The 24955-nt window shown below is 57.3% G+C and carries 18 protein-coding genes, 1 tRNA gene and 1 pseudogene; 14 read left to right on the forward strand and 6 right to left on the reverse strand.

What is annotated here, in order from left to right; translation table 11 throughout:
- Positions 1-2: 2 nt before the first annotated feature.
- Positions 3-1124, reverse strand: a complete 1122-nt coding sequence (locus XI03_RS20815) for a substrate-binding domain-containing protein (protein ID WP_271593114.1) — start codon at positions 1122-1124, stop codon at positions 3-5.
- Positions 1125-1336: 212 nt separating this feature from the next.
- On the opposite strand from XI03_RS20815, the gene XI03_RS20820 reads away from it, so the two are divergent.
- Both XI03_RS20820 and XI03_RS20825 read left to right on the forward strand, forming a co-directional pair.
- Complete coding sequence (locus XI03_RS20820) at positions 1337-2104, forward strand: SDR family NAD(P)-dependent oxidoreductase (RefSeq protein ID WP_271593115.1); 768 nt, start codon at positions 1337-1339, stop codon at positions 2102-2104.
- 35 nt (positions 2105-2139) lie between these two features.
- Entirely contained in the window at positions 2140-3036 is an 897-nt protein-coding gene (locus tag XI03_RS20825) for an amidohydrolase family protein (RefSeq protein WP_271593116.1), read from the forward strand.
- A gap of 277 nt (positions 3037-3313) precedes the next feature.
- Here the strand turns inward: XI03_RS20825 and XI03_RS20830 are convergent, their stop codons facing one another.
- Positions 3314-4216 (reverse strand): LysR family transcriptional regulator, encoded by a 903-nt coding sequence (locus XI03_RS20830; protein ID WP_271593117.1) that lies wholly within the window; start codon positions 4214-4216, stop codon positions 3314-3316.
- A 202-nt stretch (positions 4217-4418) separates the two neighbouring features.
- Between XI03_RS20830 and XI03_RS20835 the strand changes: the two genes are divergently transcribed.
- The 5 genes from XI03_RS20835 (at position 4419) to pyc (ending at position 12340) form a co-directional block, all read left to right on the forward strand.
- Positions 4419-4793 carry an EthD family reductase gene (locus XI03_RS20835; protein WP_271593118.1) on the forward strand — a complete coding sequence of 125 codons (375 nt, stop codon included), beginning with the start codon at positions 4419-4421 and terminating at the stop codon, positions 4791-4793.
- A gap of 16 nt (positions 4794-4809) precedes the next feature.
- Positions 4810-5850, forward strand: a complete 1041-nt coding sequence (locus tag XI03_RS20840; RefSeq protein WP_271593119.1) for a LysR family transcriptional regulator — start codon at positions 4810-4812, stop codon at positions 5848-5850.
- A gap of 398 nt (positions 5851-6248) precedes the next feature.
- On the forward strand, positions 6249-7685 hold the full coding sequence (locus tag XI03_RS20845; protein WP_271593120.1) for an aldehyde dehydrogenase family protein: 1437 nt from the start codon (positions 6249-6251) through the stop codon (positions 7683-7685).
- Positions 7686-7749: 64 nt separating this feature from the next.
- A complete protein-coding gene (locus tag XI03_RS20850; protein ID WP_271593121.1) occupies positions 7750-8763 on the forward strand; it encodes a zinc-dependent alcohol dehydrogenase family protein in 1014 nt (337 codons plus the stop codon).
- Between the two features lie 136 nt (positions 8764-8899).
- A complete protein-coding gene (pyc, locus tag XI03_RS20855) occupies positions 8900-12340 on the forward strand; it encodes a pyruvate carboxylase (protein ID WP_271593162.1) in 3441 nt (1146 codons plus the stop codon).
- A 410-nt stretch (positions 12341-12750) separates the two neighbouring features.
- Here the strand turns inward: pyc and XI03_RS20860 are convergent, their stop codons facing one another.
- On the reverse strand, positions 12751-14310 hold the full coding sequence (locus XI03_RS20860; protein ID WP_271593122.1) for a methyl-accepting chemotaxis protein: 1560 nt from the start codon (positions 14308-14310) through the stop codon (positions 12751-12753).
- Positions 14311-15371: 1061 nt separating this feature from the next.
- On the opposite strand from XI03_RS20860, the gene XI03_RS20865 reads away from it, so the two are divergent.
- A tRNA-Arg gene (locus XI03_RS20865) sits at positions 15372-15448 on the forward strand.
- Positions 15449-15573: 125 nt separating this feature from the next.
- Here the strand turns inward: XI03_RS20865 and XI03_RS20870 are convergent.
- The 3 genes and pseudogenes from XI03_RS20870 to XI03_RS40550 form a co-directional block, all read right to left on the reverse strand.
- The gene (locus XI03_RS20870; protein WP_271593123.1) at positions 15574-16824 is read right to left on the reverse strand and encodes a D-amino acid dehydrogenase; all 1251 of its coding nucleotides are present in this window, start codon (positions 16822-16824) and stop codon (positions 15574-15576) included.
- A 44-nt stretch (positions 16825-16868) separates the two neighbouring features.
- Positions 16869-17345 (reverse strand): alanine racemase, encoded by a 477-nt coding sequence (locus tag XI03_RS40290; RefSeq protein ID WP_333936096.1) that lies wholly within the window; start codon positions 17343-17345, stop codon positions 16869-16871.
- A gap of 3 nt (positions 17346-17348) precedes the next feature.
- Positions 17349-17934, reverse strand: a pseudogene (locus XI03_RS40550) (alanine racemase); the annotation flags it as partial.
- 191 nt (positions 17935-18125) lie between these two features.
- On the opposite strand from XI03_RS40550, the gene XI03_RS20880 reads away from it, so the two are divergent.
- The 6 genes from XI03_RS20880 (at position 18126) to XI03_RS20900 (ending at position 24829) form a co-directional block, all read left to right on the forward strand.
- A complete protein-coding gene (locus XI03_RS20880; protein ID WP_271593124.1) occupies positions 18126-18581 on the forward strand; it encodes an Lrp/AsnC family transcriptional regulator in 456 nt (151 codons plus the stop codon).
- A gap of 639 nt (positions 18582-19220) precedes the next feature.
- Complete coding sequence (locus XI03_RS20885; protein WP_271593125.1) at positions 19221-20078, forward strand: DMT family transporter; 858 nt, start codon at positions 19221-19223, stop codon at positions 20076-20078.
- Between the two features lie 347 nt (positions 20079-20425).
- Entirely contained in the window at positions 20426-21361 is a 936-nt protein-coding gene (locus tag XI03_RS20890; protein WP_271593126.1) for an aminoacyl--tRNA ligase-related protein, read from the forward strand.
- Positions 21358-22506 carry a citrate/2-methylcitrate synthase gene (locus XI03_RS20895; RefSeq protein ID WP_271593127.1) on the forward strand — a complete coding sequence of 383 codons (1149 nt, stop codon included), beginning with the start codon at positions 21358-21360 and terminating at the stop codon, positions 22504-22506. Before XI03_RS20890 ends, XI03_RS20895 begins: the two co-directional genes overlap by 4 nt.
- Positions 22507-22987: 481 nt before the next feature.
- On the forward strand, positions 22988-23392 hold the full coding sequence (locus XI03_RS40555; RefSeq protein WP_442869727.1) for an S-adenosylmethionine decarboxylase: 405 nt from the start codon (positions 22988-22990) through the stop codon (positions 23390-23392).
- Between the two features lie 510 nt (positions 23393-23902).
- Entirely contained in the window at positions 23903-24829 is a 927-nt protein-coding gene (locus XI03_RS20900; protein WP_271593128.1) for a LysR family transcriptional regulator, read from the forward strand.
- The last annotated feature ends 126 nt before the right edge of the window (positions 24830-24955 follow it).

The raw sequence follows: 24955 nt of genomic DNA on the forward strand, positions 1-24955 counted from the left end.
CTTCAATTGACCTTGGCGTCGAGGACCTGCGGTTCATTGACGAACTCGGCAGCGTTGGCCTTGGTCATCAGTTTCGGCGGCAACTCGACCAGCTTCTCAGTTTTTCCGCCGGTCAGGGCGGACAGCATCGAGTTCATGCCGACATAGCCCATCTCGAAGGGGTTCTGGACGATCGTGCCCGCGATCTTGCCTTCCTTGACGAGGCGGTAGGCAGTGGGATCGGTATCGAAGTTGACAAGCTTCACGTCGAGGCGCTTCGCTGCCTCAAGCGTTGCCTCAGCACCGATCGTCGGTGCGTGGTTCTGGAAAAAGACACCGGCGATGTCCGGGATCTCGGTCAGCGTATCTTCCATAGTGCGCCGGCCGTCCTCGAGGGAGAGCTTCATCACCTTGCGCGGGAGAACGGTTAAGCCGAGCTCCTTGGCGCGCTGCTCGAAGCCGCGGTTGCGATCGATGATGCACTGCACAGCCGGACCATGGTCGAACACGATGACCTTGGCTCCCTTCGGCACCAGCGTGGACATGTGATCCGCCGCCATGCGACCGCCCATTTCGTTCGCCGTCACGACGTAGGTCACCCAGTCGCCCGAGTTCAGGCCGATGTCGGTGACGACAACCGGAATCTTGTTCTTGTTGTAGATATTCTTGACCGGATCGGCGAGAACGACAGAGTCACCCGGGAAGATCAGCAGACCATCGATGTTCTGCGTATAGAGGTCTTCGAGATCGCCGACCTGCTTGGTGGTATCGGTGTCACCACCGTTGGTCACCAAGAGCTCGACCGACACGCCCTTCTTTTCCCATTCGCTCATCGCCTTCCGGGCACCAGCGATCTGTGTGCGAAGGAAGGTGTTCGTGCCCCAGAATTGCGAATATCCGAGCTTGAATTTCTTGTCCGCAGCGATTGCGCTACCGATGAACGGCGATGTCAAGACGGATGCCCCAAGTACGGACGCCCCAAGTAACGTCGAAAACTTCAATACGTCGCGCTTGCTAACAGTCATTCCCACCTCCCTATGCAAAGGAATATTTTTCTCCGAGCCCAACGTCGGCTCGTCCGAGCGGTCTGTTCTGGAAACGGCGGCGCCATACCTCACGGCAATGACGCCAGCTTCCTGTCTCACCGCCGGCACGGTCCGAGCATGGCGATTGGATCCCCCGATCGGCAATTATCCCTACGCTCTGGCACCGATTAGAATTTGATATCGCTGGCACCCACCGCTGGCAGGCGGCCATAGCCAGTACCAATTGCCATCAGAATGAATGCAGCCTAGCTGCCTGCGCACCACCTGGGATTACGTCGCATCCTCACGCTAACCTTTGGGAGGACTAGCTCATGCAGGCAAAAGGGAATGGTATGAAGGATTGCGTCGTACTCGTGACGGGAGCTGCCGGGGGAGTCGGCATCGAAGTCGTGCGTCAACTCGTCGAGAACGATGCTAAGATCATCGCGACGGACATTGCCGATCAGGTCCACGACCTGAATAGGCAATTCTCCGGCGCCCGGATCACCACGGTCACCGGCGACGTCTCGAAGAACGTCGATGTCGAGAAGATTTTCAGTGCTGGCGAGAACAAGTTTGGCGCTGTTCAAGCCCTCATCAGCAATGCCGGCTACATGATTGCCAAGGCGCTGCACGAAACCAGCGAGCAAGACTGGGATGCTGTCCTCGCGGGAAACGCGAAATCCTTTTTCCTGACTGCGAAGCGCGCTCTTCCAAACATGATCGCCGCCAAGAAGGGATCGATTACGGCGACCGGCTCCATCTCCAGCGTCGTCGGACTACCCTCTCAGGCCGCTTACTGCGCTTCGAAAGGTGCCGTTCTGCAGCTCGTCCGGCAACTAGCCGTTGAGTATGCCGGGTCGGGCGTCCGCGTCAACGCCGTCGGTCCGGGCGCGATCAATACGCCGTTCCTCACGCGTTATCTGAATGGCCTTCCCGACCCGAAGGCTGGTGCGGATGCCGTGAAAGCCGCGCATCCGATGAAGCGTTGGGCCGAACCTGACGAAGTCGCAAAAGCCTTGGTTTTCCTGGCAAGTGACGACGCCGCCTTTATCACCGGCCACATTCTCATGGTCGATGGCGGATACGTTGCGGGCTGACCCATAGTTAGAACCGTTCCGATCGGAGAAACGTCATGTCCGTCAGCGCCATTATCGACCCCCATCATCACCTTTGGGACCTCGAAAACTATTCCTATCCCTGGCTTTGCCAAACCGGCGAACCGGTGGCTCCCATCGCAGGTAGCCTCCGGTCAATCATGAAATCCTACTCACTCGCGGACTATCGCGAGGATTCCAAACGATGGAATATCGTGAAAGACGTGCATCTCGACGCGCTCTCGGCCGACATTCTCGCCGAGACACGTTGGCTTCAGGACATGAAGAACAAGACAGGCTTCCCGACTGCCATCGTTGCGCACGCCGATCTCGAGGCCGACAATGTCGATATCGTTCTTGCAAGCCACGCGGAAAGCAAGGCGGTCCGTGGGATTCGCCAGATCCTCAACTGGCATCAGGATCCTCGCTACACCTTCATCGAACGTTCGGACCTGCTGCGAGACCCTAAGTGGCAGAAGGGCTTTGGCCTGCTGAAGAAGTACGACTTCTCTTTCGACCTTCAGCTCTATCCGCACCAGATGATGGACGCAGCCCGCGTTGCCCGTGACCATGAGGACACGACCATCATCCTGAACCATACCGGAATGCCTCTTCAGCGGGATGCTGAGGGCGTTCAGACCTGGCAAGACGGCATGCGAGCTCTGGCGTCCGTTCCAAGCGTCCATGCCAAGATCTCAGGCCTCGGAATGGTCGACCCTGACTGGACTGTCGCAAGCATCCGGCCGTTCGTCCTCAAGACGATCGACTACTTTGGGGTCGATCGGTGCATGTTCGCAAGCAACTTCCCAGTCGACAAGATCTACGCCAGCTTCGATCGGATCTACGAGGCATTCTTCGAGATCGTGAAGGACTTGTCCGATACCGACAAGAAGAAGATTTTTCACGATAACGCCCTGCGCGTCTATCGGCTTTGACATCGGGTCCGCGAGCATCGGCGCACTGCCGCAAAACTAGGTATCTACATTGTTGTGCTAGTCCGTGGGACGGACACAATAGGAGCAAGCCCATCCCCTTTGCGGGGGTGGGCAGCCTCAGCTAGGAATCTGATGAGCCTACCCTAAGTGCTCGCTCAGCCGATCGGTGCCGAACCGAATTCCTCGCGCCTCGTGACGAGACTCGATTCGCTCATCCGGGCCCCTTACCACGGCGGCTGCCGTGAGTTGGTCAACGAACAGGAAGAACGCATTCCGACTATGCGGCAGTCGTCGTTGCGGCAGCGCACTCGACAAGGATCCGCACGAGCTCGTCGCGGTGATGGTTGGCCGGGGCGTCCTGCCGGACACAAATCCGCAAGTTTCGCTCCGCCCAAGGCTCAGCCAGAGGCAACATCACCAGTCGCTTCTCGTCTTTCTCAACAGCCGAGCGAGGCACAACGCTAATGCCGGCCCCTGACGCTACAAGATGAGCAACGGCCCGGTAGCCGGGAACCTGCACTCGGATATCGAGCGTCCCGCCAAGAGCTGCAGCATGGCCCAGTAAGAAGGTGTTGATCGCTGCACCTCGCTGCAGGTTAATGAATGGCTCGCGAAGACATTCCTCGAAACGAACGGGCCGATTTTTGTTGATCGGGCTGCTCAGCGGCACCAGAACCACCAGCTCGTCATCACGGTACGGAAAGAAGGCCAGTTCCTTATGGTTGGCCTGAAGCGCAACGATCCCGACATCGGCGCGCCGGTCCGCGACGGCGGCCAGTATGTCGTGACTGTTCTTCTCTTCGAGTGCGATACGGACGGATGGATGATGCTTGAAGAAGATTGCAAGATCATCTGGAAGAAACGAATTAACTGCGTTGGTATTCGCAAATAGTGTGATCCTCCCGCGCATCCCCGCTGAGAATGGCAGCATATCGGCGTGCATCTGCTCAAGCAGATCAAACGATTTGCGGGCATAGTTAGCCAGAACTGTACCGGCAGGCGTGGGGCTGACACCCTCGCGATTTCGTTCAAGAAGCGGAGTACCGAGAGTGTCTTCGAGCTGTTTGATGCGTTGGCTGACGGAGGATGGCGCCAGGTTACACCGCTGGGCACCTCGCGATAGGTTTCCCTCGTCCAGAACCGCGAGAAACACTCTCAGATCGACCAGATCGTAACGCATCTTTCCTCGTGAGTTTGTGCTCGCGTTCGGCTCTGACGAACGCTTCATTCGGAACATACCGCTTCCGGTTCGACTGGAAAATGGCCTAGCTTCAATTTCAACCTAGAAGAATTTCCAATAACAGTCAGCTGCCAACTACCGTACCGGCTTCGGACAAGGCGCCTATGGTTGGCTCAAAAATCAGCATCGGGAGGTTAACGACGTGAGGGCGCAATACGCGAAACGTATAGGTTTTCTCACAAAGCGCGAAGACATGACGAAAGAACAATTCGTCCAGCATTGGCGAACTGTTCATGCGGAGCTGTGCAAGAAGATCCCGGGGCTCAAGCGATACGTCATCAATTTCATTGATCGCGATGTCTATCCTAATGCCGGCTATGACGGCTTTTCGGAGCTCTGGTTCGAAAGCAAGGAGGCCCATGACGCGTCCCTTTCGAGCCCCGAAGGCAAGACATTGTTGGCCGATCTTCCCAACTTCACCTCTACGATATGCGGAGTCGTCGCCTACGAGGAACGCTTCATCTGGCCGGCCGACGATGGGCTAGGCAGTGAAGCGCGGTTGAACTCGGGCCGTTAATTCAGAGGGTGGCGCAATGGACGAGCGCCAACTTAAGTGCTTCCTGGTTATCTCAGAGTCGGGTTCGGTGACCGGAGCCGCCGAACGCTTGGATATTGCCCAACCGTCGTTGAGCCAGATGCTTCTCCGGCTCGAGGAGGAATTGGGCTCGAAGCTCTTTCAGCGAACGTCACGCGGGGTCGTGCTCACCGAAGCCGGACAAGTCTTCCGCGAGCACGCGCGCAACATCATTTCGGACATCGAGCGCGCTCGGGATGAGATCAAGGCGGAGGATAGCTATGTCCGATCGGAGGTCACGATTGGCTTGCCGAGCTCTTTTGCCACATTGATCGGCGCGCCCCTCATTGCTGCGGCTGCACAGGAGACACCGCGCGTGCAGCTGAGACTAATCGAGGCGATGTCAGGACATATCCGCGAGTGGCTGACCAAGGGCGACCTTGACGTTGGCGTTCTCTACGGGATTCAGGACAGCCGGCATCTGTTGCTGGAACAAATCGCTGTCGAAGAGCTTTTTCTGGTCGGTCCTCCGAACGCCTTTAAGCACTGCGACCGTCACGGTTTTGCTGATGACGCCGTCGATCTCAGTGCAGTCGACAGCTTCCCCCTCATTGTGCCGACGGGGCAACACGGCCTTCGGCGCTTCGTCGACGAGCGCGCACGCTCCTCCCAGCTGAAGCTCAACATCCAACACGAGATAAACTCCCTCACCGTCATCAAGCACTTGGTTCAGAGCGGCCATGGCTATACCCTGCTCGCGCATGCGGCCATCTCCGAAGAATTGAAGCGAGGCGATTTGTCCGCAGCCCGGATCGTGAAACCCGTCTTCCGACGCGGGATATTCCTCGCGCGCAATCCATCCCAATTCGTGACGCGCGCGTCAGTCAAGGCTACCGAGACGCTGACAAACATCGCATGGGATCTCATCGGCCGGGGCGATTGGCTTGCCACGCGCCTCAAGCGTTCCAGGATGAGCGGTCCGGACGACAACTTCATGAGATCGTCTACGACACTCGTTCAGGTGAACAAAGAATTCTCGCTAGAGCAAGCTGCGAGGTAGTTGTGAACGCGACGCCTTGGATACGCGCCGATGTACGGATTCGAACGCGAGCCAGTGCGAAGGCTAATCACAGCCAGGAGTAGCGGCGACGTCATCGTCCAGTCCATACGTGGCGTTACTTTTCGCACGCGTGACGTAGATGGGGCGTTCGCCGACGGGCCGATAGGCTCTCGCTTTCCTCTCGATGGCTCGGGCGAGTGGCTCGCGCGGGCCATCTTGTCCGGGGCCGATAACTGACGATTTCGGACCGATTACCGTCCGACGCAATCAAATGTGGACGCGCCATGCGATCGCGCCCCATAGGGCAACATAATAGCAGGTAGATCGTAGACGCCATTGAGACCCCTCTCCCGCCCGTGCTTCTAGATCGACGGCGGCAACAGACAGGAGTCGACATCATGTCGAAGCACTTCATTGGTGGCAAATGGGTCAGGGCATCCAATGGCGAGACGACCGATATGATCGATCCCAGCACGGGGAAGGCCTACGGCAAAATCGCCGCCGGCACCCGCGAGGACGTCGATCTGGCCGTCAAGGCGGCCCGCAGCGCGTTCGAAACCGGTGCTTGGGGCAAGTTGACCGCCGCGGAACGGGGCCGCATTTTGATCGCAATTTCCCAGCGCATCCTCGAGAAGAAGGAGGAGCTTGCAGCCATCGAAGCGCGGGACACCGGCAAACCCATGACGGTGGCGCGGAACGATATCAACGCGGTCGCACGGTACTTCGAGTACTATGGTGGCGCAACCGACAAGGTCTATGGACACACGATTCCATACCTCAACGATCATTTCGTCGCAGTCGTGCGCGAGCCAAAGGGTGTGACGGGGCACATCCTTCCCTGGAACTATCCCGCCCAGATGTTCGGTCGGACACTTGCTCCTTCGCTGGCGGTTGGCAACGCAACGGTCCTCAAGCCAGCTGAGGCTGCATCGGCCTCCATTCTGCGCCTTGCCGAACTCGCGACGGAAGCCGGCCTTCCTGAGGGCGCAATCAACATCGTGACTGGATTTGGAAGCAAAGTGGGCGCAGCGCTTGCGACGCATCCCGGTGTGAACTTTGTCTCGTTCACCGGCTCACCCGAGGTCGGTCAGCAGATTCAGAAACTAGCCGCCGACAACTTCATCAATTGTACTCTCGAGCTGGGCGGCAAGTCGCCTCAGCTTGTGTTCGAAGACGCAGATTTCGAAGCGGCTACCCAGACTATCTGCGCCGCCATCATCCAGAATAGTGGTCAAACCTGCTCGGCTGGAAGCCGTGTCCTTGTTCAAAGGCGCATCTTCGACGACTTCATCGCGACACTTAGCAAACGATTCAAGGCCGTGCGGGTCGGTAGCCCAGAGATGGATCTCGACTGCGGTCCGATTATCACCGCCGGACAAAAGAAGACCGTCCTGGGCTTCATCGGCCGTGCCACCGCCAGCGGAATCCCGCTCCTCGCCGAAGGCCAGATTGCGGAGGGCGTCGACCCGAATGGATTCTTTGTCCGGCCTGCTCTGTTCGGGCCGGTGCCCACGGACCACGAGCTCGCGCAACAGGAGGTGTTCGGACCAGTGCTGGCCGCCATTCCGTTCGACGATGAAGATGATGCCGTACGGATCGCCAACGGGACTGAATTCGGCCTTGTCGCAGCGGTCTGGACCAGGGATGGCGGCCGACAAATGCGTCTCGCGAAGCGGCTGCGCTCCGGTCAGGTGTTCGTGAACTGTTACGGAGCCGGCGCGGGCATCGAGTTGCCCTTCGGAGGCACCGGCAAAAGCGGCCATGGACGGGAAAAGGGTCTTGTGGCCATGGATGACTATTCAAACCTGAAGACCGTGGTGATCAAGCACGCTTGATCACTGAACGGGCGGCGCTGATATCCGATAGTTGGGAACTGCCGCAAACAAATGAGGAGCAATCATGTCGGCGACAATGCGGGCCATACAAGCGCACCAGTTCGCGATCTCGGGCCTCGAGTTGACCGAGGTCCCGATACCAACGCCAGGAAAGGGAGAGGTATTGGTCAGGGTGGGGGCGGCGACTCTGAACTACCGCGACCTGGCCGTACTGGGCGGTGACTATATCAAGGGTCTTCCTCTGCCCTATGTCCCCGCCTCCGACGCGTGCGGCACTGTGGCGGAGATCGGACCGGGCGTCACCCGCTTCAAGAAGGGAAATCGAATTGTCCCGATCTACACTCAGGGCTGGCACGACGGCAAACCTACTCCGGAGCAACGCGCGAAGCGCACCCTCGGTGCGCCGCTGGCCGGCGTTCTTCAGGATTACATCCTCATCCCGGAAGAGGACGCGGTCACGCCTCCGTCGCACCTGACCGACGTGGAAGCCGCCACGCTGCCCATCGCTGGTCTTACAGCGTGGTCGGCTTTGGACCAAGCAAACGTCAAACCCGGAGACGACGTTCTGCTCCAGGGAACCGGCGGTGTTTCGCTTTTCGCACTTCAGTTCGCCAAGCTGTGGGGGGCCAGAGTTACAATTCTGTCGTCATCCGACGAAAAGCTGGCGCGCGCGAAAGCGCTTGGGGCTGACCTTTGCGTGAACTACCGCACCACTCCGGAATGGGATGCCGAAGTAAAGCGGCTCACCGGCCGTGGCGCCGATATCGTGGTCGAGACCATTGGATCATCATTGGGCAGGTCGCTGAGCGCGGTTGCGTTTGGGGGAACGATCAGTGTCGTCGGGTTTGTGGCTGGGTATTCGACGGAATTGAACATCCGACAGTTGATCGGTCCAATGGTGAACGTCAAAGGGATCGCCGTTGGTTCGAGGCGGGGTTTCGTCGACATGAATCGCGCGATCGAGGTAGCTGGCATCAAACCGGTCGTAGATAAGACGTTCGATCTGTCCGAGACAGCAGAAGCCTTCAAGTACATGAAAAGTGGTGCACACTTCGGAAAGATCGCCATCACAATGTAGCTGGCCATAGCATCGGTCGTCAGCCTCTTGCGAGCCATCTGCTGAATAAGGAAAACATCGCGACGGGCACGACGGCGTCAGTTGTCGTGCCCGTTTTCCTTCCCATCCAATACCTTGAGCAAGAGGATGCTTGAACGTGCGCAAGTTCAATAAGATCCTGATCGCCAATCGAAGCGAAATCGCAATTCGCGTCATGCGCGCGGCGACCGAATTAGGCAAGACGACCGTTGCGATCTATGCCTCAGAGGACAAGCTCTCATTGCATCGGTTCAAAGCCGACGAGGCATATCTGATCGGTAAGGGAAAGTCGCCTGTAGGCGCCTATCTATCGATACCCGAGATTATCCGCGTTGCCCGGTTGTCGGGCGCGGACGCGATCCACCCGGGCTATGGACTTCTCTCCGAGAGTCCCGAACTCGTCGAGGCGTGCGAGGCTGCCGGCATCGCCTTCATCGGGCCAACGGCCGCAACGATGCGTCTTCTCGGCGACAAGGCCTCCGCTCGTCGCCTTGCGCTCGAAGCCGGCGTACCCGTTGTTCCGGCAACCGGCGTCCTAGGCGACGATTTCGATGATATCCGCAAGGAGGCATCCGACATCGGATATCCGCTGATGCTGAAGGCGTCCTGGGGCGGCGGTGGTCGGGGAATGCGCACAATCCGCAACCCGGAAGAACTTCAGTCCAAAGTTCTCGAAGGCCGCCGCGAAGCGGAAGCAGCCTTTGGAAACGCCGAGGGATATCTGGAAAGGCTTGTCGAGCGGGCTCGCCATGTGGAAGTTCAGATCCTTGGCGATAGCTATGGCAATATCTTCCATCTGTTCGAACGTGACTGCAGTGTTCAGCGCCGGAACCAAAAGGTGGTTGAACGCGCCCCTGCGCCTTATCTCTCGGCTGAACAACGTTCCGAAGTCTGCGAGCTTGCAAGACGCATATGCCTGCACGTAGGTTATCGATGTGCCGGAACAGTCGAATTTCTAATGGACGTCGATTCCGGGAGATTCTACTTCATTGAGGTCAATCCACGCATCCAGGTCGAACACACGATAACAGAGCAGGTCACCGGCATCGACATTGTACAGGCGCAGATCTTGCTCACGGAAGGCGCGACGCTTGCGGAAGCGACAGGCGTCGCCAGACAGGAGGACGTTCGGCACACCGGATATGCCTTGCAGTGCCGTGTAACCACGGAGGATCCACAGAACAACTTTATTCCCGATTACGGTCGAATCACGGCCTACCGGTCGGCTACGGGAATGGGCATCCGCTTGGACAGCGGTACCGCCTATTCCGGCGCCGTCATCACACGGCATTTCGACTCGTTGCTCGTCAAGGTGATAGCCTGGGCTCCGACGGAAGAACTTGCGACCAACCGGATGGTTCGCGCGCTAGGCGAATTTCGTATCAGGGGTGTCAGCACCAACATCGACTTTCTCGTGAACCTTCTCAATGACGCGCAATTCCGGAGCAACGGGTATACCACTCAGTTCATTGACACCACACCTGGATTGCTAAGGTTCACCAAACGGCGCGACAGAGCGACCAAGCTCCTCACTTATATCGCGGACGTCACGGTCAACGGACATCCCGAGACCAAAGCGCGTCCAAAGCCGACGGTTCGGATATCCGAGCCCAGGCTGCCCCCGCCGAGAAGCGCCATAGCTGTCGGCAGTCGCGACATTCTCGAAAAGCACGGACCTCAGGCCCTGGCGGACTGGCTATCCGCTCAGAAGCAGGTGCTGATTACTGACACGACGATGCGCGACGGGCATCAATCGCTGCTTGCCACCCGAATGCGTTCGATCGACATGCTCCGGATCGCGCCCGCCTATGCCGCAAACCTCCCTCAACTCTTCAGCATCGAATGTTGGGGCGGCGCGACCTTCGATGTGGCCTATCGCTTCCTCCAGGAATGCCCGTGGCAACGGTTGCGCGACCTTCGGGCGGCGATCCCGAATATCCTCACCCAAATGCTCCTGCGTTCGGCCAACGGGGTCGGGTATACCAACTATCCCGACAATGTGGTTCGCAGCTTCGTCTTGCGGGCTGCACAGTCCGGAGTCGACCTCTTCCGCGTGTTCGATTCGTTCAACTGGGTTGAGAACATGCGGGTCGCCATGGACGCTGTGAACGAGGCGAACAAGGTGTGCGAAGGCACGATCTGCTATACGGGCGACCTGCTGGATCCCGCGCGTCCGAAATACGACCTGAAATACTATGTCGACCGGGCGAGAGAGCTGAAGGCGGCAGGTGCCCACATCCTCGGTTTGAAGGATATGGCGGGACTCCTGAAACCCCAACAGGCTCGTATCCTCGTCAAAGCGCTCAAGGAGGACGTGGGACTCCCGATTCACTTCCACACGCACGACACTTCGGGAATTTCAGCGGCGACCGTCCTCGCCGCTTGCGAGGCCGGTGTCGATGCAGTCGATGCCGCCATGGATGCCTTTTCGGGCGGCACCTCGCAACCATGCCTCGGATCGATTGTCGAAGCGCTTCGACGCACTGAGCGTGACACGGGACTGGATACCGAGGCCATCCGCGAAATCTCCGACTATTGGGAACACGTCAGGGCACAGTATACCGGCTTCGAATGTGGTCCAACGGCACCCGCCTCGGAGGTGTTCCTTCACGAAATGCCTGGCGGACAGTTCAGCAACCTGCAAGCGCAGGCTCGCTCGCTCGGCCTGGCAGAGCGGTGGTCCGACATTGCGAAAGCCTATGCGGAAGCCAATATGATTTTCGGCGACATCGTGAAGGTTACCCCGTCGTCTAAGGTCGTCGGCGACATGGCGCTGGTTATGGTCGCCCAAGGGTTGACCCGCGAGCAGGTCGAGGACCCAATCATTGATGTCGCCTTCCCCGACTCGGTGGTGGATATGATGAAGGGAAATATCGGCCAACCGCACGGAGGCTGGCCCGAGGGGATACAACGAAAAGTGCTGAAAGGCAGTGGCGCATTGACGGCACGACCGGGCCTTGGCTTGGCTCCTGTCGATTTCGAAGCAACCCGTAATACACTAACGGCGACGTTAAACGGCTACGTGGTGAACGACGAGGATCTACACAGTTACCTCATGTATCCGAAAGTATTCATCGATTACATCGAGCGCCATCAGGTCTACGGGCCGGTGCGCACGCTTCCAACGCGTACGTTCTTCTATGGTATGCAACTCGGAGAGGAGATCTCGGTCGAGATCGATCCGGGCAAAACACTCGAAATACGTCTGCAGGCTGTCGGCGAGAACTCCGAGGAAGGTGAGGTAAAAGTCTTTTTCGAGCTGAACGGGCAGCCTCGCGTAGTCCGCGTCTCCAATCGTGAACTCAAGAGCAAGATAGCGGTTCGCGCGAAGGCGACCGAAGGAGATCCGAGCCAGGTCGGCGCCCCAATGCCGGGCGTCATCTCGTCTATTGCAGTCTCCGTGGGCCAAGCGGTCAAGCCTGGTGATCTCCTGCTGAGCATCGAGGCGATGAAGATGGAGACCGGATTGCATGCGGACCGGGCGTCAAGAGTGAAGGCCATCCATATCGGCGCGGGCAGCCAAATCGAGGCTAAGGATCTGCTTATCGAGCTGGAGTGACGTCGACGCGCCAGTCCCGCGCCGGAGCGATCCCAGCTCATCAAGCCGACACGTTTCGAGGCCGACTACAACGTCAGGACGATCTTGCCGACCTGCTCGATCGATCCATAAAGTAAGTCCGGCAACGATGAAGTTCTTAGCCCTCTCAAGACGTGCCGGCGCTCGGATGTACGTTGCGACCCACGAAATTAATGGCGTAACGCCTTAGGCCAGACGGTTTTTGGCAGTGCACGGCATGCACGGTCCTCCGATGAAGAAAAAGTTGCTCATCGTCATGCCCTCACGCTTGTTGAGAAAGCTGCCCCTCTTGCGGACTTCGCGTTCATGACCCAACCTTAGTTGTGGGCCCTGCACAATGTGTGTTGTCCGACGCCGGCACGTCAAACCGCAACAAATTGCGCGCTCGGCTATCAGGATGCCCGGAGGTCGCGGATGAAGCTGTCGACGTCCTGGTTAAGCGTTTCGGCTTGCCTTGATAGGCCGCTAGCAGCTGTCAGCACCTTCGTGGCGGCCGCACCTGTCTCCTGGGCCGCTCGACTCACATCCGCGATATTACTGCCGATCTCCGCCGTAACCCGAGCTGCTTGGGTGACGTTGCCTGCAATTTCTCGTGTAGCGGCGCCCTGTTCGGTAACGGCCGATGCAATCGCATGAGCTATCTCATCGATCTTGACGATCGCGCCGCTGATGCTACGGATCGCATCAACCGTCCGGGCGGTAGCTACTTGAGCCGTCGAGATCTGATCAGCGATCTCTTCAGTTGCCTTGTCAGTTTGGGCGGCGAGGGTTTTCACCTCATTGGCGACCACCGCAAAACCCATCCCGGCGTCACCGGCCCTAGCCGACTCGATACTGGCATTAAGCGCCAGCAGGTTGGTCTGCGCGGCGATGTCCTTGATAAGCTTGACAACGCCGCCGATCGACTGCGCGGTGCTGGCAAGACCATCCATGATCTCGCCGGTCCGCGTCGCTTCCACGACGGCATCGCGCGCCATGGTCGAAGAATGCTCGACTTGGCGCCCAATTTCGGCGACTGACGCTGCAAGTTGCTCAGCCGCGCTTGCTACGGTTTGAACGTTTTCCGATGCCTGATCGACAGACGTAGTTACCGCATTACTACGGCGTGAGGTTTGCTCTGCGGTTGTCGCCATGGCTTCCGCCGCCGCTTCCATCTCCGTTGATGCTGCAGCAACGCCCTCGACCACCCCCCTGATGCTACGCTCGAACTCGTCGGCAAGTTTGCTCATGGCCGCACGTTTGCTCGCCTCAGCGCGAGCTTTCTCCGCCTCCTGCTCGCACCTTAGTCGATCGGCTTCGGCCATGCTGTCCCTGAACACCTGAAGGGTCTCAGCCATTTGGCCAACCTCGTCCGTTCGCTTCAGATAGGGAATGCTTTTCAAGGGCTCTGCTTGGGCCAGACGCCTCATAGTGTTGGCGAGGATTGGAATCGGACGCATCAATCGACGAGTCAGCAGGAAGGTGGCGGCGCTTAGCAGCGCGAGAAGAAAAAGGCCGGCTCCGGCAAAATACAATCTGAGATTCGCAAGGAACTGGGTTATGTCGCCCGTCTTCACGCTCACGGCAATCATCCCGACCGGCTTGCTGTCCGCGTTCATTGCGGGGAGATAGCCCGCGAAATACTCCTGCCCTTCGTAATACCGCTCCTCCGTGGCTATGCTTCCATGCTGCAGACGGGCCAACGTTTCTTCGGAACCATCGAATGGTTCTCCGTTTCTTCTTCCTCGGTTTTCATTGAGTAGGGACGTCGAAGCGATAAAATAGTGCGGCTTGGATTTGTCGCCTCGCGTAGAGGCAACCCAGGCGGGTCGTTGCTCACCCGCATCGAAGTATGAAAAGATCGATACCCGGGCGCCGGTATACGAGGACATTTGATCGACGGCGTCGTCCGTTCGAAATTTTGGCAGAATGCTGGTCGCTTCAAGAAACGAAAGATGTTCGTTCTCGCCCAATCTTATGCGGACACCGCTTTGTGCGGGACCATCACATTTGCTGCGACAAGCATTGTTTGATCGAGTCGGCTTCGTTTTGTGCCGTCGACGTATCGAGACGTTGCCATCCACCCAAGAGCGCTAAGCGACACTATCACCGCAGCCAGCATACACACGGTTATTAACGTCACGCTATTCGTGAGACTGCTCTGCCGAGGTTTCCTCAATGGTTGTCTCCGATGCTATCCGGATTGCGACTTCGCACGTGGTCTGAAAGGCATAATGGGCGCCGCCTCTCACGCTGATGGAGAATCCGAGGCGAACCGTGCGGCAATCCGCGTTATCTCCGGGGAAGCTTGTGATGGACTCTGCGGCCGATGCATCGATGGCGCTATTGGGCCGAACCACAATGTTGGCACTACACGGCGCTTCACATTTCGCGCGTCCCAATTCTCATGAAAGGCGACGTTAGAGCCATTAGGCGTTTCTTCTACGTGCGATAGGAAAAGCGAATGGCTGTAGATGGCAAGCGGTCGCGTTTTCAAGATATCATGTCGTCGTCGTCCGAAAGTCCGCTCCAGGTGGCATCAGCCGCCTACCGGCGGCGACGGATGATTGGTCGCGTGACGGTGGAGGCACGCCGTGCCGAGTCAGGGCGATCAAGGTCATAGATGCCGCCACGGGAAGCGCTGGCATTGAAGCGAAGGAGGCGCTGAAGCAGCGCATGCAAATGGAATGGCCTGCCCGAGAAAACAGCCGGACACAAGCAACTCGCCATAGGCTTTGACCGTGCCAGTGGAATTTCGAGAGCCGCCGGGCGATTGCCGCGCCCAAGCACCGAAGCTTGCTTTCGCAGCGCTCGTTGGTTGCGGGGCACGCAACACCCGATTCTTGCGATTGGTCGAGAGAGCTATTCCTCGATTGGCGGCGTAGCCTGACCGATGCCCTCCGAAGGCAGGTGTCAAGCCAGTTCTTTGCGAAAGCAGGAGCGGAAAAAGGATTGGAACTACAAGGACTTGCGAGACTGACGTTCGTCGCTTCACTCTCACAAACATTTCGCGGAAGCACTGCGCAAGCAGTCAGCACCCATAGCTCAGCTGGATAGAGCGTCGCCCTCCGAAGGCGAAGGCCACACGTTCGAATCGTGTGAGGTGCGCCATTCTTCGCTCTGACGTTGAGCCTTGTGCGAAGCCCGCTCTACATTATCGAATGAGCGCCGTGGAAGAGGCTCGGTCGCGATCCGCACTTTAGATCGCTCTGCAAAAGCAGTTCCTCTGTACAGAACTATTGGTAGCGCCCTAGTCCGAGATCCTCTGTTTCGATGTCGGGTTTGCGGCCCGAGACAAGGTCCGCTATGACCCGCGAAGAACCGCAGCTCATTGTCCAACCGAGAGTGCCATGCCCGGTATTCAAGAATAGATTTCTGATCTTCGTCCGGCCGATGACTGGGGTGCCGTCGGGAGTCATCGGTCGTAGGCCTGACCAGAAGGATGCGCTCTTGGGATCTCCACCGGGAAATAAATCCATCACGGAATATTCCAGGGTCCGCCGACGTGCATCGACGAGGTCATTCGTGTAACCTGAGATTTCAGCCATCCCGCCGACACGAATTCGATTTCCGAGACGGGTAATCGCAATCTTGTATGTCTCATCCATGACCGTCGACTCGGGAGCTCGCGAAGCGTCGGTGATTGGAATTGTCAGCGAGTACCCTTTGACAGGAAAGACTGGCAGCTTGATTCCGATCTTCTTGAGGAGAAGAGGTGAATAGCTTCCGAGTGCGACAACTACCGCATCCGACCGAATAGTTCCACGATCGGTGATCACACCACGCACTCGACCCGTTTCGACGTCCAGTCCATTGATTAAATGTCCGTAACGAAAGTCAACGCCCAACGCCACGGCTTTTTGCTCCAGCGCATTGGTGAACTTGAAGCAGTCGCCGGTCTCGTCCTTCGGAGTTAAAAGCCCTCCAACTATTCGATCCCAAACGTAGCGCAATGCGGGTTCGGCCCGAACACAACCATCGCGATCGAGTACCTCGAAAGGAACGCCATCTGCCGCAAGAGCCTGCACATCCTTTGCTGATGCATCGAGCTGCTGCTGAGTTCGAAACAGCTGCAGGGTTCCCTGCATGCGCTCGTCATAGTTCAACGAGGCCTCCCCCCTCACCTCGGCAAGCGCCATGCGACTGTAGTCGGCCAGGCGCAGCATCCGTCCTTTGTTGAGCGCATATCGGCTGGCCGTGCAGTTGGATAGCATGCGGAAGAGCCAAGAGATCATGGCTGCATCAAGGTTCGGACGGAGGATCAGTGGCGGATGCCGCATGAGCATCCACTTGACGGCCTTCGTAGGGATTCCAGGGGCAGCCCACGGCGAACAGTAACCAAAGGACACCTCCCCCGCATTTGCGAAACTCGTTTCCAGCGCCGGACCCGACTGCCTATCGAGAACGACGACTTCGTGCCCGAGCTTCGCAAGTTGATATGCGGTTGTGACGCCGATAACGCCAGCGCCTAGAATTGTGACTTTCATTATCAACTCCAATGACTTGTTTGATGATGCCGGCTCATCTGCGGTTAACCTTCAGCAATAGCTTTGGAGGAAGCGACGACCCAGGCCGGTGAGAATTTCGTAGGAGAGGCGTCAGCCGCCAGCATTTCGAGGGTCTGAGGAGGACCGATCACTTCGACGAGGCTTCCGAGATCGAGTGCGTCATCCGGCAGGTTGGAGATGTCGACTGTCATACTGTCCATCGAGACTCGCCCCACGATAGGCAGACGTTCACCGTGGAAGTAGACAGCTCCGCGACCGCTCAGGCTGCGTGGTAGCCCGTCAGCATAGCCGGAGGAAAGTGTAGCAAGCCGGGTACTGCCGGTAGCCACATGAGCGCCACTGTAGCCGACCATAGCCCCGCCCGGGACCGTGCGGGTTTGCGCAGCCGCGATGGAGAGATTGATGACGGGCTCTATCGGATTGGCGGCATTCACCTGCGCCGCACCGCCATAGAGCGCGATCCCTGGACGAACGAGAGAGCCGTGATAAGCCTTACCCATCAGCACGCTAGCGGAGTTGGCGAAGCAGGATGGCACCGGCCCGAATTCCTTTAGGACCATCTGCATCTCTGCGAGCTGACGAGACGTTTTGCGCTTTGGCGGGCTCATCTGCGGAGGCGAGATGGCTCATGACGTAGAGAATCTCGGTTCCGGCGATTGCGCCATTTCCATGCGTACCGCAGCGCGTTCAGCGGGCGCAAAGCCGAGCCGTGACATGCCGGTATCGAATTGTAGAACAGCAGGGAGACGTCGACCCTCGATGCATGCCTGGCTACGGCAACGATAAAGCTGAGTGACGGAGTTGATGACAGGAATGACTTGAGGCACAGCGCAAACAGCCTCCGCACCGGGTAACAGGCCTTTCAGGACAAAGAGCTGCGCGTCCCTCGAAAGATGAGGCCGCAATGCAATGGCCTCCTCCGCATGCCACGAAAACGTGTCTGCAGCCGGCGTCAAGCAGAGATGCCGCCATTCGGATGGCACCCAAGCCATAAGCATCGGCTTTGACCACTCCCGCCACGCGAGCTGGAGTCGCCATCGATGCAATGCGCTCGAAGTTCCGGCGCAGCGCCGCCAAATCGACGTTCATGTTGCCGGAAAAGCCCTGTGCTTTCCCATCCAAAACCCCTGGGGAGCAGTCCGCTCCAATGCCTCTTCGCTGTTCACGAAGAAAGGCTTAGCGCAACAATCGAGCAAGTGCCGCGCATTCCTTGCTCGATTATTTCATAGCTGCTACACATTCGGACGATCTTCTAACTTTTTCGCATAAACCGTACGCCCATGGACAGCATAGATCGCAACATCTTGCGCGCGCTCCGCGTGAACGCCCGGGTGAGCAATGTAAACCTGGCGGAGGAAGTTGGGCTTTCTCCTTCGGCGTGTCTGCGACGAATCAAGCTGCTCGAGAAGGCCGGCGTCATTCGCGGGTACACGGCACTCGTCGAGACCGGTGGCGACTCACAGGGTCTTGCCGTGCTGATCAACATTACGCTGGAAAGGCAGACAGTAGAGTATCTAAATAAATTTGAGACTGCGGTACGCAAGCATCCGGAGATTCAGGAATGCTACCTCATGACTGGGGGAGCGGATTACTTCCTGCGAGTGGAAGCAGCCAACGCTGTTGAGTTTGAGCGGATCCACAAGGAAGTCCTCTCGACACTTCCAGGCGTCTCACGCATTCATTCGAGCTTTTCGATTAGAAACGTGCTTGCAAGCCGAACAAACGCTCGGCGCTGATGTACGGTTTTTCGGGGATAGAGCTCCTATCTCTCTCATTCGATGCACCCTTCGGCAGCACTTGAAGACTGAATACGCGCGGACGCCTGTCGCTTGCTGCGCTGGCGGTCAAGCCGATGAGAACTCAAGCCATACTCGATCCGCTAACGAGTCGCTAACAGATCGTCGTGGCACTCGGGATGCGCAGCAAAAAAGCATCCTGCACGAAGCAATGCCGGCCTACTATTGCGCTGCAACGAGCAGGCACTCAGCGCGAAGGCAATGTTGAGACTTTGAATCCACTCGGCACAGCGGCGGGTCTAAAAGCATCACGAGCCGGCGAGGCCTACCATTTCTGGTAGTTGATGGCGAAAGCGTGTCCTGACAGTAACGGGCGAGAACTTCAACGCCCCCAATGCCAGCACATTCTCTAAGATAAGGACACCCTTTGTGCCCGAACACTCCTCCCCGCTCAGGCGACATCGAAGAGCACTGCCCCCCCCGCTATGCCGAAGGCGCTCTTACGCCCGACGCGTTGGGGCCAGCCCGACTCTCAGATTGAACTCGCCGGTTGGCTGGAATTTTGAGCGCGGACAGGTAGCTGGCATAACCTTGCGCGTTGCGCCTCCTCAATTTTGATGATGCTTTTCGCTTGAACAGATGATCCGGAATTCAGAGCTCAGCGGGATAGCGAATGTTATTTTCGCCGGCCTGATGTCGGTTGCGATGGCAGCTATCATCAAAATTGTAACCAGGACTCTTTCGCCCCTTGAGGTCGTCGTCCTGCGGAGCTTGATATCTGCACCGCTGCTCTTCTTTATTGTCCCTAGACATAGTCGCCTAAACTTCCGAGCTTACGTTTCGAAGGAGCACTTTCTCAGATCAGCGCTCGGCTACGGCGGCTTCGCAGCATTCGCTACTTGTTCGTCAAAGCTCCCACTCACTTTGGCTTCATCGATATCCTACACGTCACCGATCTATTGCATGCTGCTTTCCACACTACTCTTGAAGGAAACTCATGGCTTTGCCACTGGAAGTGCCGCAACTATGGGGTTCTTAGGAGCGCTTATTATAAATCAACCGGGCTTGGCCGATCTCGACATCTGGGTGGTCGTTGGATTGGTCGGAGCTATCCTCGACAGTCTTGCGATTCTGATGGTAAGGCGCCTAGCAAACACGGCCGGGCCCGGACAAATGTCCCTTAGCTTTATGCTATGGAGTTCAGTTATCGGCTTCCCGATCGCAATTCCTGTTTGGGTCTGGCCATCTCCCGCCGATTGGGCATTGTTGCTGCTCCTTGCGATTGTCGCTGTACTCGCTCAAGTCGCACTCGTCAGCGGCTACGCTCGCGTTCGCCTTTCGCGCGCGGCTCCATTCGACTTCGTTCGTCTTCCAGCCTGCTTGGCAATTGACGTGTTGTGCTTCGACACCACTCCTACACTTGCGATGTGGCTCGGTTCTGGCTTGATATTTTTTGGCGCTTCGGTCGCCTTGGTCGGCGCAAACATGCACAAGTAGAAAGGTCACGCAGACAAGATGGAGCATTCCGATGCAACATTTAGGGCCAACCGCAAAGTGGTCGAGAGCGGCACCTCGATGAAGCAGAGAGCGCAATCAGCTGCCAGTTCTCGGCGACCACGCGAACATAGCGAACAATGCGGGACGGCGTTATGCCGGCTGCTTGTCATGAGTGAAAGAGGAATCGCCGTTCCGATCAAATCAAGCTGATCCTCGCCTGCCATTCGACGCGAGAGCGCTCTCGGGCTAGACCTCCAACATTGTGTTCGGACGCGTTGAGTTCGCAACCTCGCCGGCTCTTCGCTGACGCTAAAAGAAACAGCAATCCCTTACGTTCGACGGATCTCATGAAGAACAACGAGTTAAAACCCGCGCCCAATACAACGCGAAATAACCCAACAAAGCCGGCGCCCTCTATTGAGACGCTATTCTCGACTTCAGGTGGCATGGCGACGTTTACGGACCGCGGACACGCGATTATCCAGCAACTCGAGGTTATCTTCCTGGATTGGGCGAGCTTCATCCCAGCGACAAATATTCGGTATCCATCGCTTATCCCTATCGCGGATCTTGACCGCCTGAACTACTTCCGAAACTTCCCGCATCTCGCACTCTGCGCGTGCGCCATAAGCGAGTCGGCTTGCGCGGACTTTAGCAAAAGACAAGACGACCTACTGCGCCTCGATCATCGTCAGTTGCAGAGTGCGGCATTTTGCCTTCCTCCTGCCGCGTGCTATAACGTCTACCTCAGTATGCGCGGTCAGCACCTCAGCGCTACTCGCTGCGTTACAACCGTAGCCAATTGCTTCCGCAATGAAGACCATTACCAGGGACTGAGACGGCTTCGGGCCTTCACGTTGCGTGAAATTGTATTCGTCGGGCGTGACGAGGACATCAAGACTTACCTTCGAAAGTATCGAGCGATTGCACTTGAATTCCTGGGTGATTTGGGTCTGACCATTGAGGTTAAGCATGCCTCCGACCCATTCTTTGACAAGGCCAGCACCGCAGCCCGCGCAACGCGCATCTTTCCGACCAAGGAAGAGCTTTTATTCAACGGGACGCTGGCGATCGCCTCGCTTAACTATCATCGTCGCTTCTTTGGTGAGCGCTGCGGTATAACTATCGAGGGTCAACCCGCACATACCGGCTGCATCGGATTCGGCGTTGAACGCTGGGTATACGCGCTGATAGAGCACTTTGGGACTGACACGGAGGTCATTCTCGATCGGCTGCAGGCGTCTCACTCGGCCGTAATGTCCCACCAGAGCGCTTCTCAATGAACAGTGACAATTCCATTCGCACTTCTACAATGCATCGTGGGCTGATGGGAGTTTATGTCGATCGAACAACAGTTTCTGATGTCGACGCGAGGAACGGGACACTCTCTGTCCGTGGTCACTCGATTGACGTCCTTGTCGCACATTCGACCTTTGAAGAGACAGCATTTCTCCTGATTTTCGGCAAGCTCCCAACAGCGAGCGAGCTCGATGAGTTTCAGCGAGCACTGAAAGCAGCCCGGTCACTTCCTCCCACAGTCATCGATCTTCTGGCCGAAATGAAGCTCGCGCATCCAATGGATGCCCTGCGCACAACAGTATCTGCGCTTGTTGCACTCGACCCGGACGGTGCAGATAATCGTACAGAAGCTCTACAACGAAAATCGATACGCTTACTCTCCCAAATGGCTGTCGCTGTAGCGACACATCACGCCCAACGGGAGGGGCGAGCGCTCCCCCGACCCAATGATGAACTCCCTCACGCTGCCAACTTCCTGTGGATGCTAAAGGGTACCCTTCCGACGCGGGAAGAGGCCACAGTACTAGATGAGGATTTTATCCTGCACGCTGAGCTTGGTGCGAATGCTTCCACGTTCACAGCAAGGGTGATTGCGAGCGCCAAGTCGAGCTATCACGCTGCCGTAGCGGGTGCGCTCGCTTGCTTCGAGGGTGTCTTACATGGCGGCGCGATGGATGGAGTTGCCGCCATGGTCGAGGAGATCGGCTCACCAGATAGAGTCCTGAAGTTCGTAAGAGAGCGCCGACGCCGCCGCGAGCGCATTCTTGGATTTGGCAACCGCGCTTACAAGACGGAGGACCCGCGCGCGCGCCATCTGCGCCGGCATGTCGAGATCCTATCGCAGCTAAGGGCCGAGCCGCACCATCTCCAGATTCTAAACGTTCTCGCCGAGGAGATGAAACCCTACGGAAGACACGGCATTCACATCAACGACGATTTTTACGGTTCGGTTTCGTACAAGCTTCTCGGCATACCGGCTGATTTGTGCGCGGCGGTATTTTCCCTCTGCCGCCTCGCGGGGTGGACAGCACACATCATCGAGCAATCCAACAACAACATCCTGATACACCCGTTGCTGAAATTTAATGGCTGCAAAGAAGTAGCGTACATTCCGATCCAGGAGCGTTAAGAAATGCCCGATGGAGGGAATCTGAAGTTTAGAGACTCTAGCTTAGGAGCCGGGGACTGGACGGCTTCGACAGAGTAAGCAGCGCACAAGCAACTCCTTTGGCAAGAAACTTAAAGTCGACGGCTCAGCTTGTCTGGCGAGGCAAATGCGTTGGGTGACGAAAAAGGGGCTGAGTCGTATCCAGAACGCTTGCCTATCGCGCTCATCGAAGAACGGGAGAGTAGTATATGTAGCCTCTCCGAAGAGCTCAATCGTAAGCATTTGCGTGCTCCGCTTGCCCCTACATTAGCCGAATGCTTGCTGTGCGCGGATCGAACACTTCTGGTCTTGTCGGAGCAACGATCCATCACCCGAACGTCTCGCAGATCATCTCCTCGGAGGTGCAATCTATCGTGGGAACCTCTTTCAAGCGCTCCAGCTGCTCGCCGCTGCGCCGCTGCCGATCCGGATCTCCAGGACGCCACATCAATGAGGACTCTGAGTGAGTGACAGCGAAGCGATTGCGACACGATTTACTGGAGGCAACCAGCTCGTCGTTGAACTGTGGGGAGCAACGAAGATAGACGCTTGGACCATCGCTGAAGTTGCGATTCCTAAGGCGATAGATGCAACGTGCTCAACTTTAGAGTGCTTTCGTCTTCATAAGTCTCCTGGAGATGGCCGCCTCTTCGCCGTGGCGCGGATGGCTGACGCCCAGATTGTAATACATGCATGCCCGAAGAGCTCCTACGCTACCATTGGCATTTTAGCGAGGGGCGGTACCGAAGCATGCAGGGCGGCGTCTGTGCTAATCGAGGCGTTCCAACCTGAACGGTCAGAGATCCGTACTACTACCGCGTCGACCGTTTGGCGCCGGCCTTCCCTGTGGAGGCCTAGTCTCGGCTGACCATGGGCGCACTGTAGAGAGAGCGATCTTTCGGTGTATGCTTTAGGATCCGTGCACGTTCGTGCGACGGGACACGGCCGCTAGCACTGGCCGCTCACACAGTCCGCCCCTCCGATCTCTCTTTTTTGGGCGCCGGTTGGAGGAGAATACGTTCCTCTCTCTCTGCCAGACAGCGCGCCTCGCTCGATCAGAACTTGCGTCTGATGTTATCACTGTTCGGCTGCTCGATCGTCTTTTCAATGGTTCGACTCGCTCACGGGCCCCTGTGTGCACAACGCAAGGGCAGGGATCTTTTACCCTCACGGCCTTCACTCTCTTAGCGTACGGCTGAGTGCATGCTACTGCTCTGCTTGCAACCACGATGTAACTTCATGCAGTTGATGTTGGTTGCCCTGTCGCGTGGACGGGCAACCCAAACATAAACAAAAGCGAATTGACGAGGCGCCGCCGCGGCTTATAAGCTGCGCTCTTTGATCTGGAAGACTTCCGGTTGACCTATTCGAGGAAACGATGAGTAAGGCTCGCCGGCCCATCTCACTTAATGCCTTAAATACCTTTGAATGTGCTGCTCGCCTTTTGAGCTTTTCCGCTGCAGCGGAAGAGTTGAACCTGACACGCTCAGCGGTGAGCCACCAGATCACGAAACTCGAGGAGATATTCGGGTTTCGTCTATTTGACCGGAGACCAGATGGTGTTGTTCTCACCTCGGCCGGAGCGGGATATTACAATAAGATTCGAGGAGCACTTACGGAGATCGGCGAGGTTACGTCTGATGTCCTTGGAAAGCCGCGACGACAACGTCTGACTGTGCATTGTGCACCCACTTTTTCTACACGATGGCTACTGAGCAAGCTCGGACGCTTCATGGGCGCTCACCCAGAGATCGATCTTAGGATCATAGCCGCCTCGGGCCCACCCGACTTTCGTGACCCAGGTTTGGATTTGGCGATCTGTTACGGGGCGCAGGGCCTGCCAAATTGCTCGGAGCAGCTGTTTCTATCAGAGAGCGTTCAGCCAATGTGTAGTCCAATTTTGAGGGACTCAGCAGGACTGCACTCTCCATTGGCCCTTAGCCACGTCACTCTCATTCGCACAGATCAAAACCTCGTTTCGTGGGATTTCTGGTTTCGCAGCCAAGGCCTTGAACTTCCAACCGACGTCCGGCAGGTACAGTTGAAGCCTTCATTTCTTGCAATCGAGGCGGCCCTGCAGGCTCTCGGCGTAATCTTGGAAAGCACCGTGCTCACGGCGGAAGAACTCACCGCAGGGAGATTGATTCTTCCGTTCCCTTCAAGCCCAATCACCCTGCCGGCCTATTACGTCGTCACACCAGATGATGACCGCAATCAGCGCTCTTTGTTGTTTAGAAAATGGCTGCTTGACGAGGCGCAGCACTCGAACAAACAGAATTATGTGGGGCCGGGCGAGATCGTTTAGGGAGAGGCCCGCTCACAGCACGAAACGAATCTCGCTGGAGTCGTCCTAACGCTGGACTACATCGAACATCAGTATGAGACACGCCGCGGAGAAGCTCGCTGGACATATCGAGTTGACGCCGACGTC

The sequence above is a fragment of the Bradyrhizobium sp. CCBAU 65884 genome, assembly GCF_028128835.1.
GTDB classification, from domain to species: domain Bacteria; phylum Pseudomonadota; class Alphaproteobacteria; order Rhizobiales; family Xanthobacteraceae; genus Bradyrhizobium; species Bradyrhizobium ottawaense.

Bases quoted from the DNA above. Each gene is read 5' to 3' on its own strand.
- XI03_RS20820 (WP_271593115.1), top strand. From the start codon at position 1,337: ATGCAGGCAAAAGGGAATGGTATGAAGGATTGCGTCGTACTCGTGACG.
- XI03_RS20825 (WP_271593116.1), top strand. From the start codon at position 2,140: ATGTCCGTCAGCGCCATTATCGACCCCCATCATCACCTTTGGGACCTC.
- XI03_RS20830 (WP_271593117.1), bottom strand. From the start codon at position 4,216: ATGCGTTACGATCTGGTCGATCTGAGAGTGTTTCTCGCGGTTCTGGAC.
- XI03_RS20840 (WP_271593119.1), top strand. From the start codon at position 4,810: ATGGACGAGCGCCAACTTAAGTGCTTCCTGGTTATCTCAGAGTCGGGT.
- XI03_RS20845 (WP_271593120.1), top strand. From the start codon at position 6,249: ATGTCGAAGCACTTCATTGGTGGCAAATGGGTCAGGGCATCCAATGGC.
- XI03_RS20850 (WP_271593121.1), top strand. From the start codon at position 7,750: ATGTCGGCGACAATGCGGGCCATACAAGCGCACCAGTTCGCGATCTCG.
- XI03_RS20870 (WP_271593123.1), bottom strand. From the start codon at position 16,824: ATGAAAGTCACAATTCTAGGCGCTGGCGTTATCGGCGTCACAACCGCA.
- XI03_RS40290 (WP_333936096.1), bottom strand. From the start codon at position 17,345: ATGGGTAAGGCTTATCACGGCTCTCTCGTTCGTCCAGGGATCGCGCTC.
- XI03_RS20880 (WP_271593124.1), top strand. From the start codon at position 18,126: ATGGACAGCATAGATCGCAACATCTTGCGCGCGCTCCGCGTGAACGCC.
- XI03_RS20885 (WP_271593125.1), top strand. From the start codon at position 19,221: ATGATCCGGAATTCAGAGCTCAGCGGGATAGCGAATGTTATTTTCGCC.
- XI03_RS20890 (WP_271593126.1), top strand. From the start codon at position 20,426: ATGAAGAACAACGAGTTAAAACCCGCGCCCAATACAACGCGAAATAAC.
- XI03_RS20895 (WP_271593127.1), top strand. From the start codon at position 21,358: ATGAACAGTGACAATTCCATTCGCACTTCTACAATGCATCGTGGGCTG.
- XI03_RS20900 (WP_271593128.1), top strand. From the start codon at position 23,903: ATGAGTAAGGCTCGCCGGCCCATCTCACTTAATGCCTTAAATACCTTT.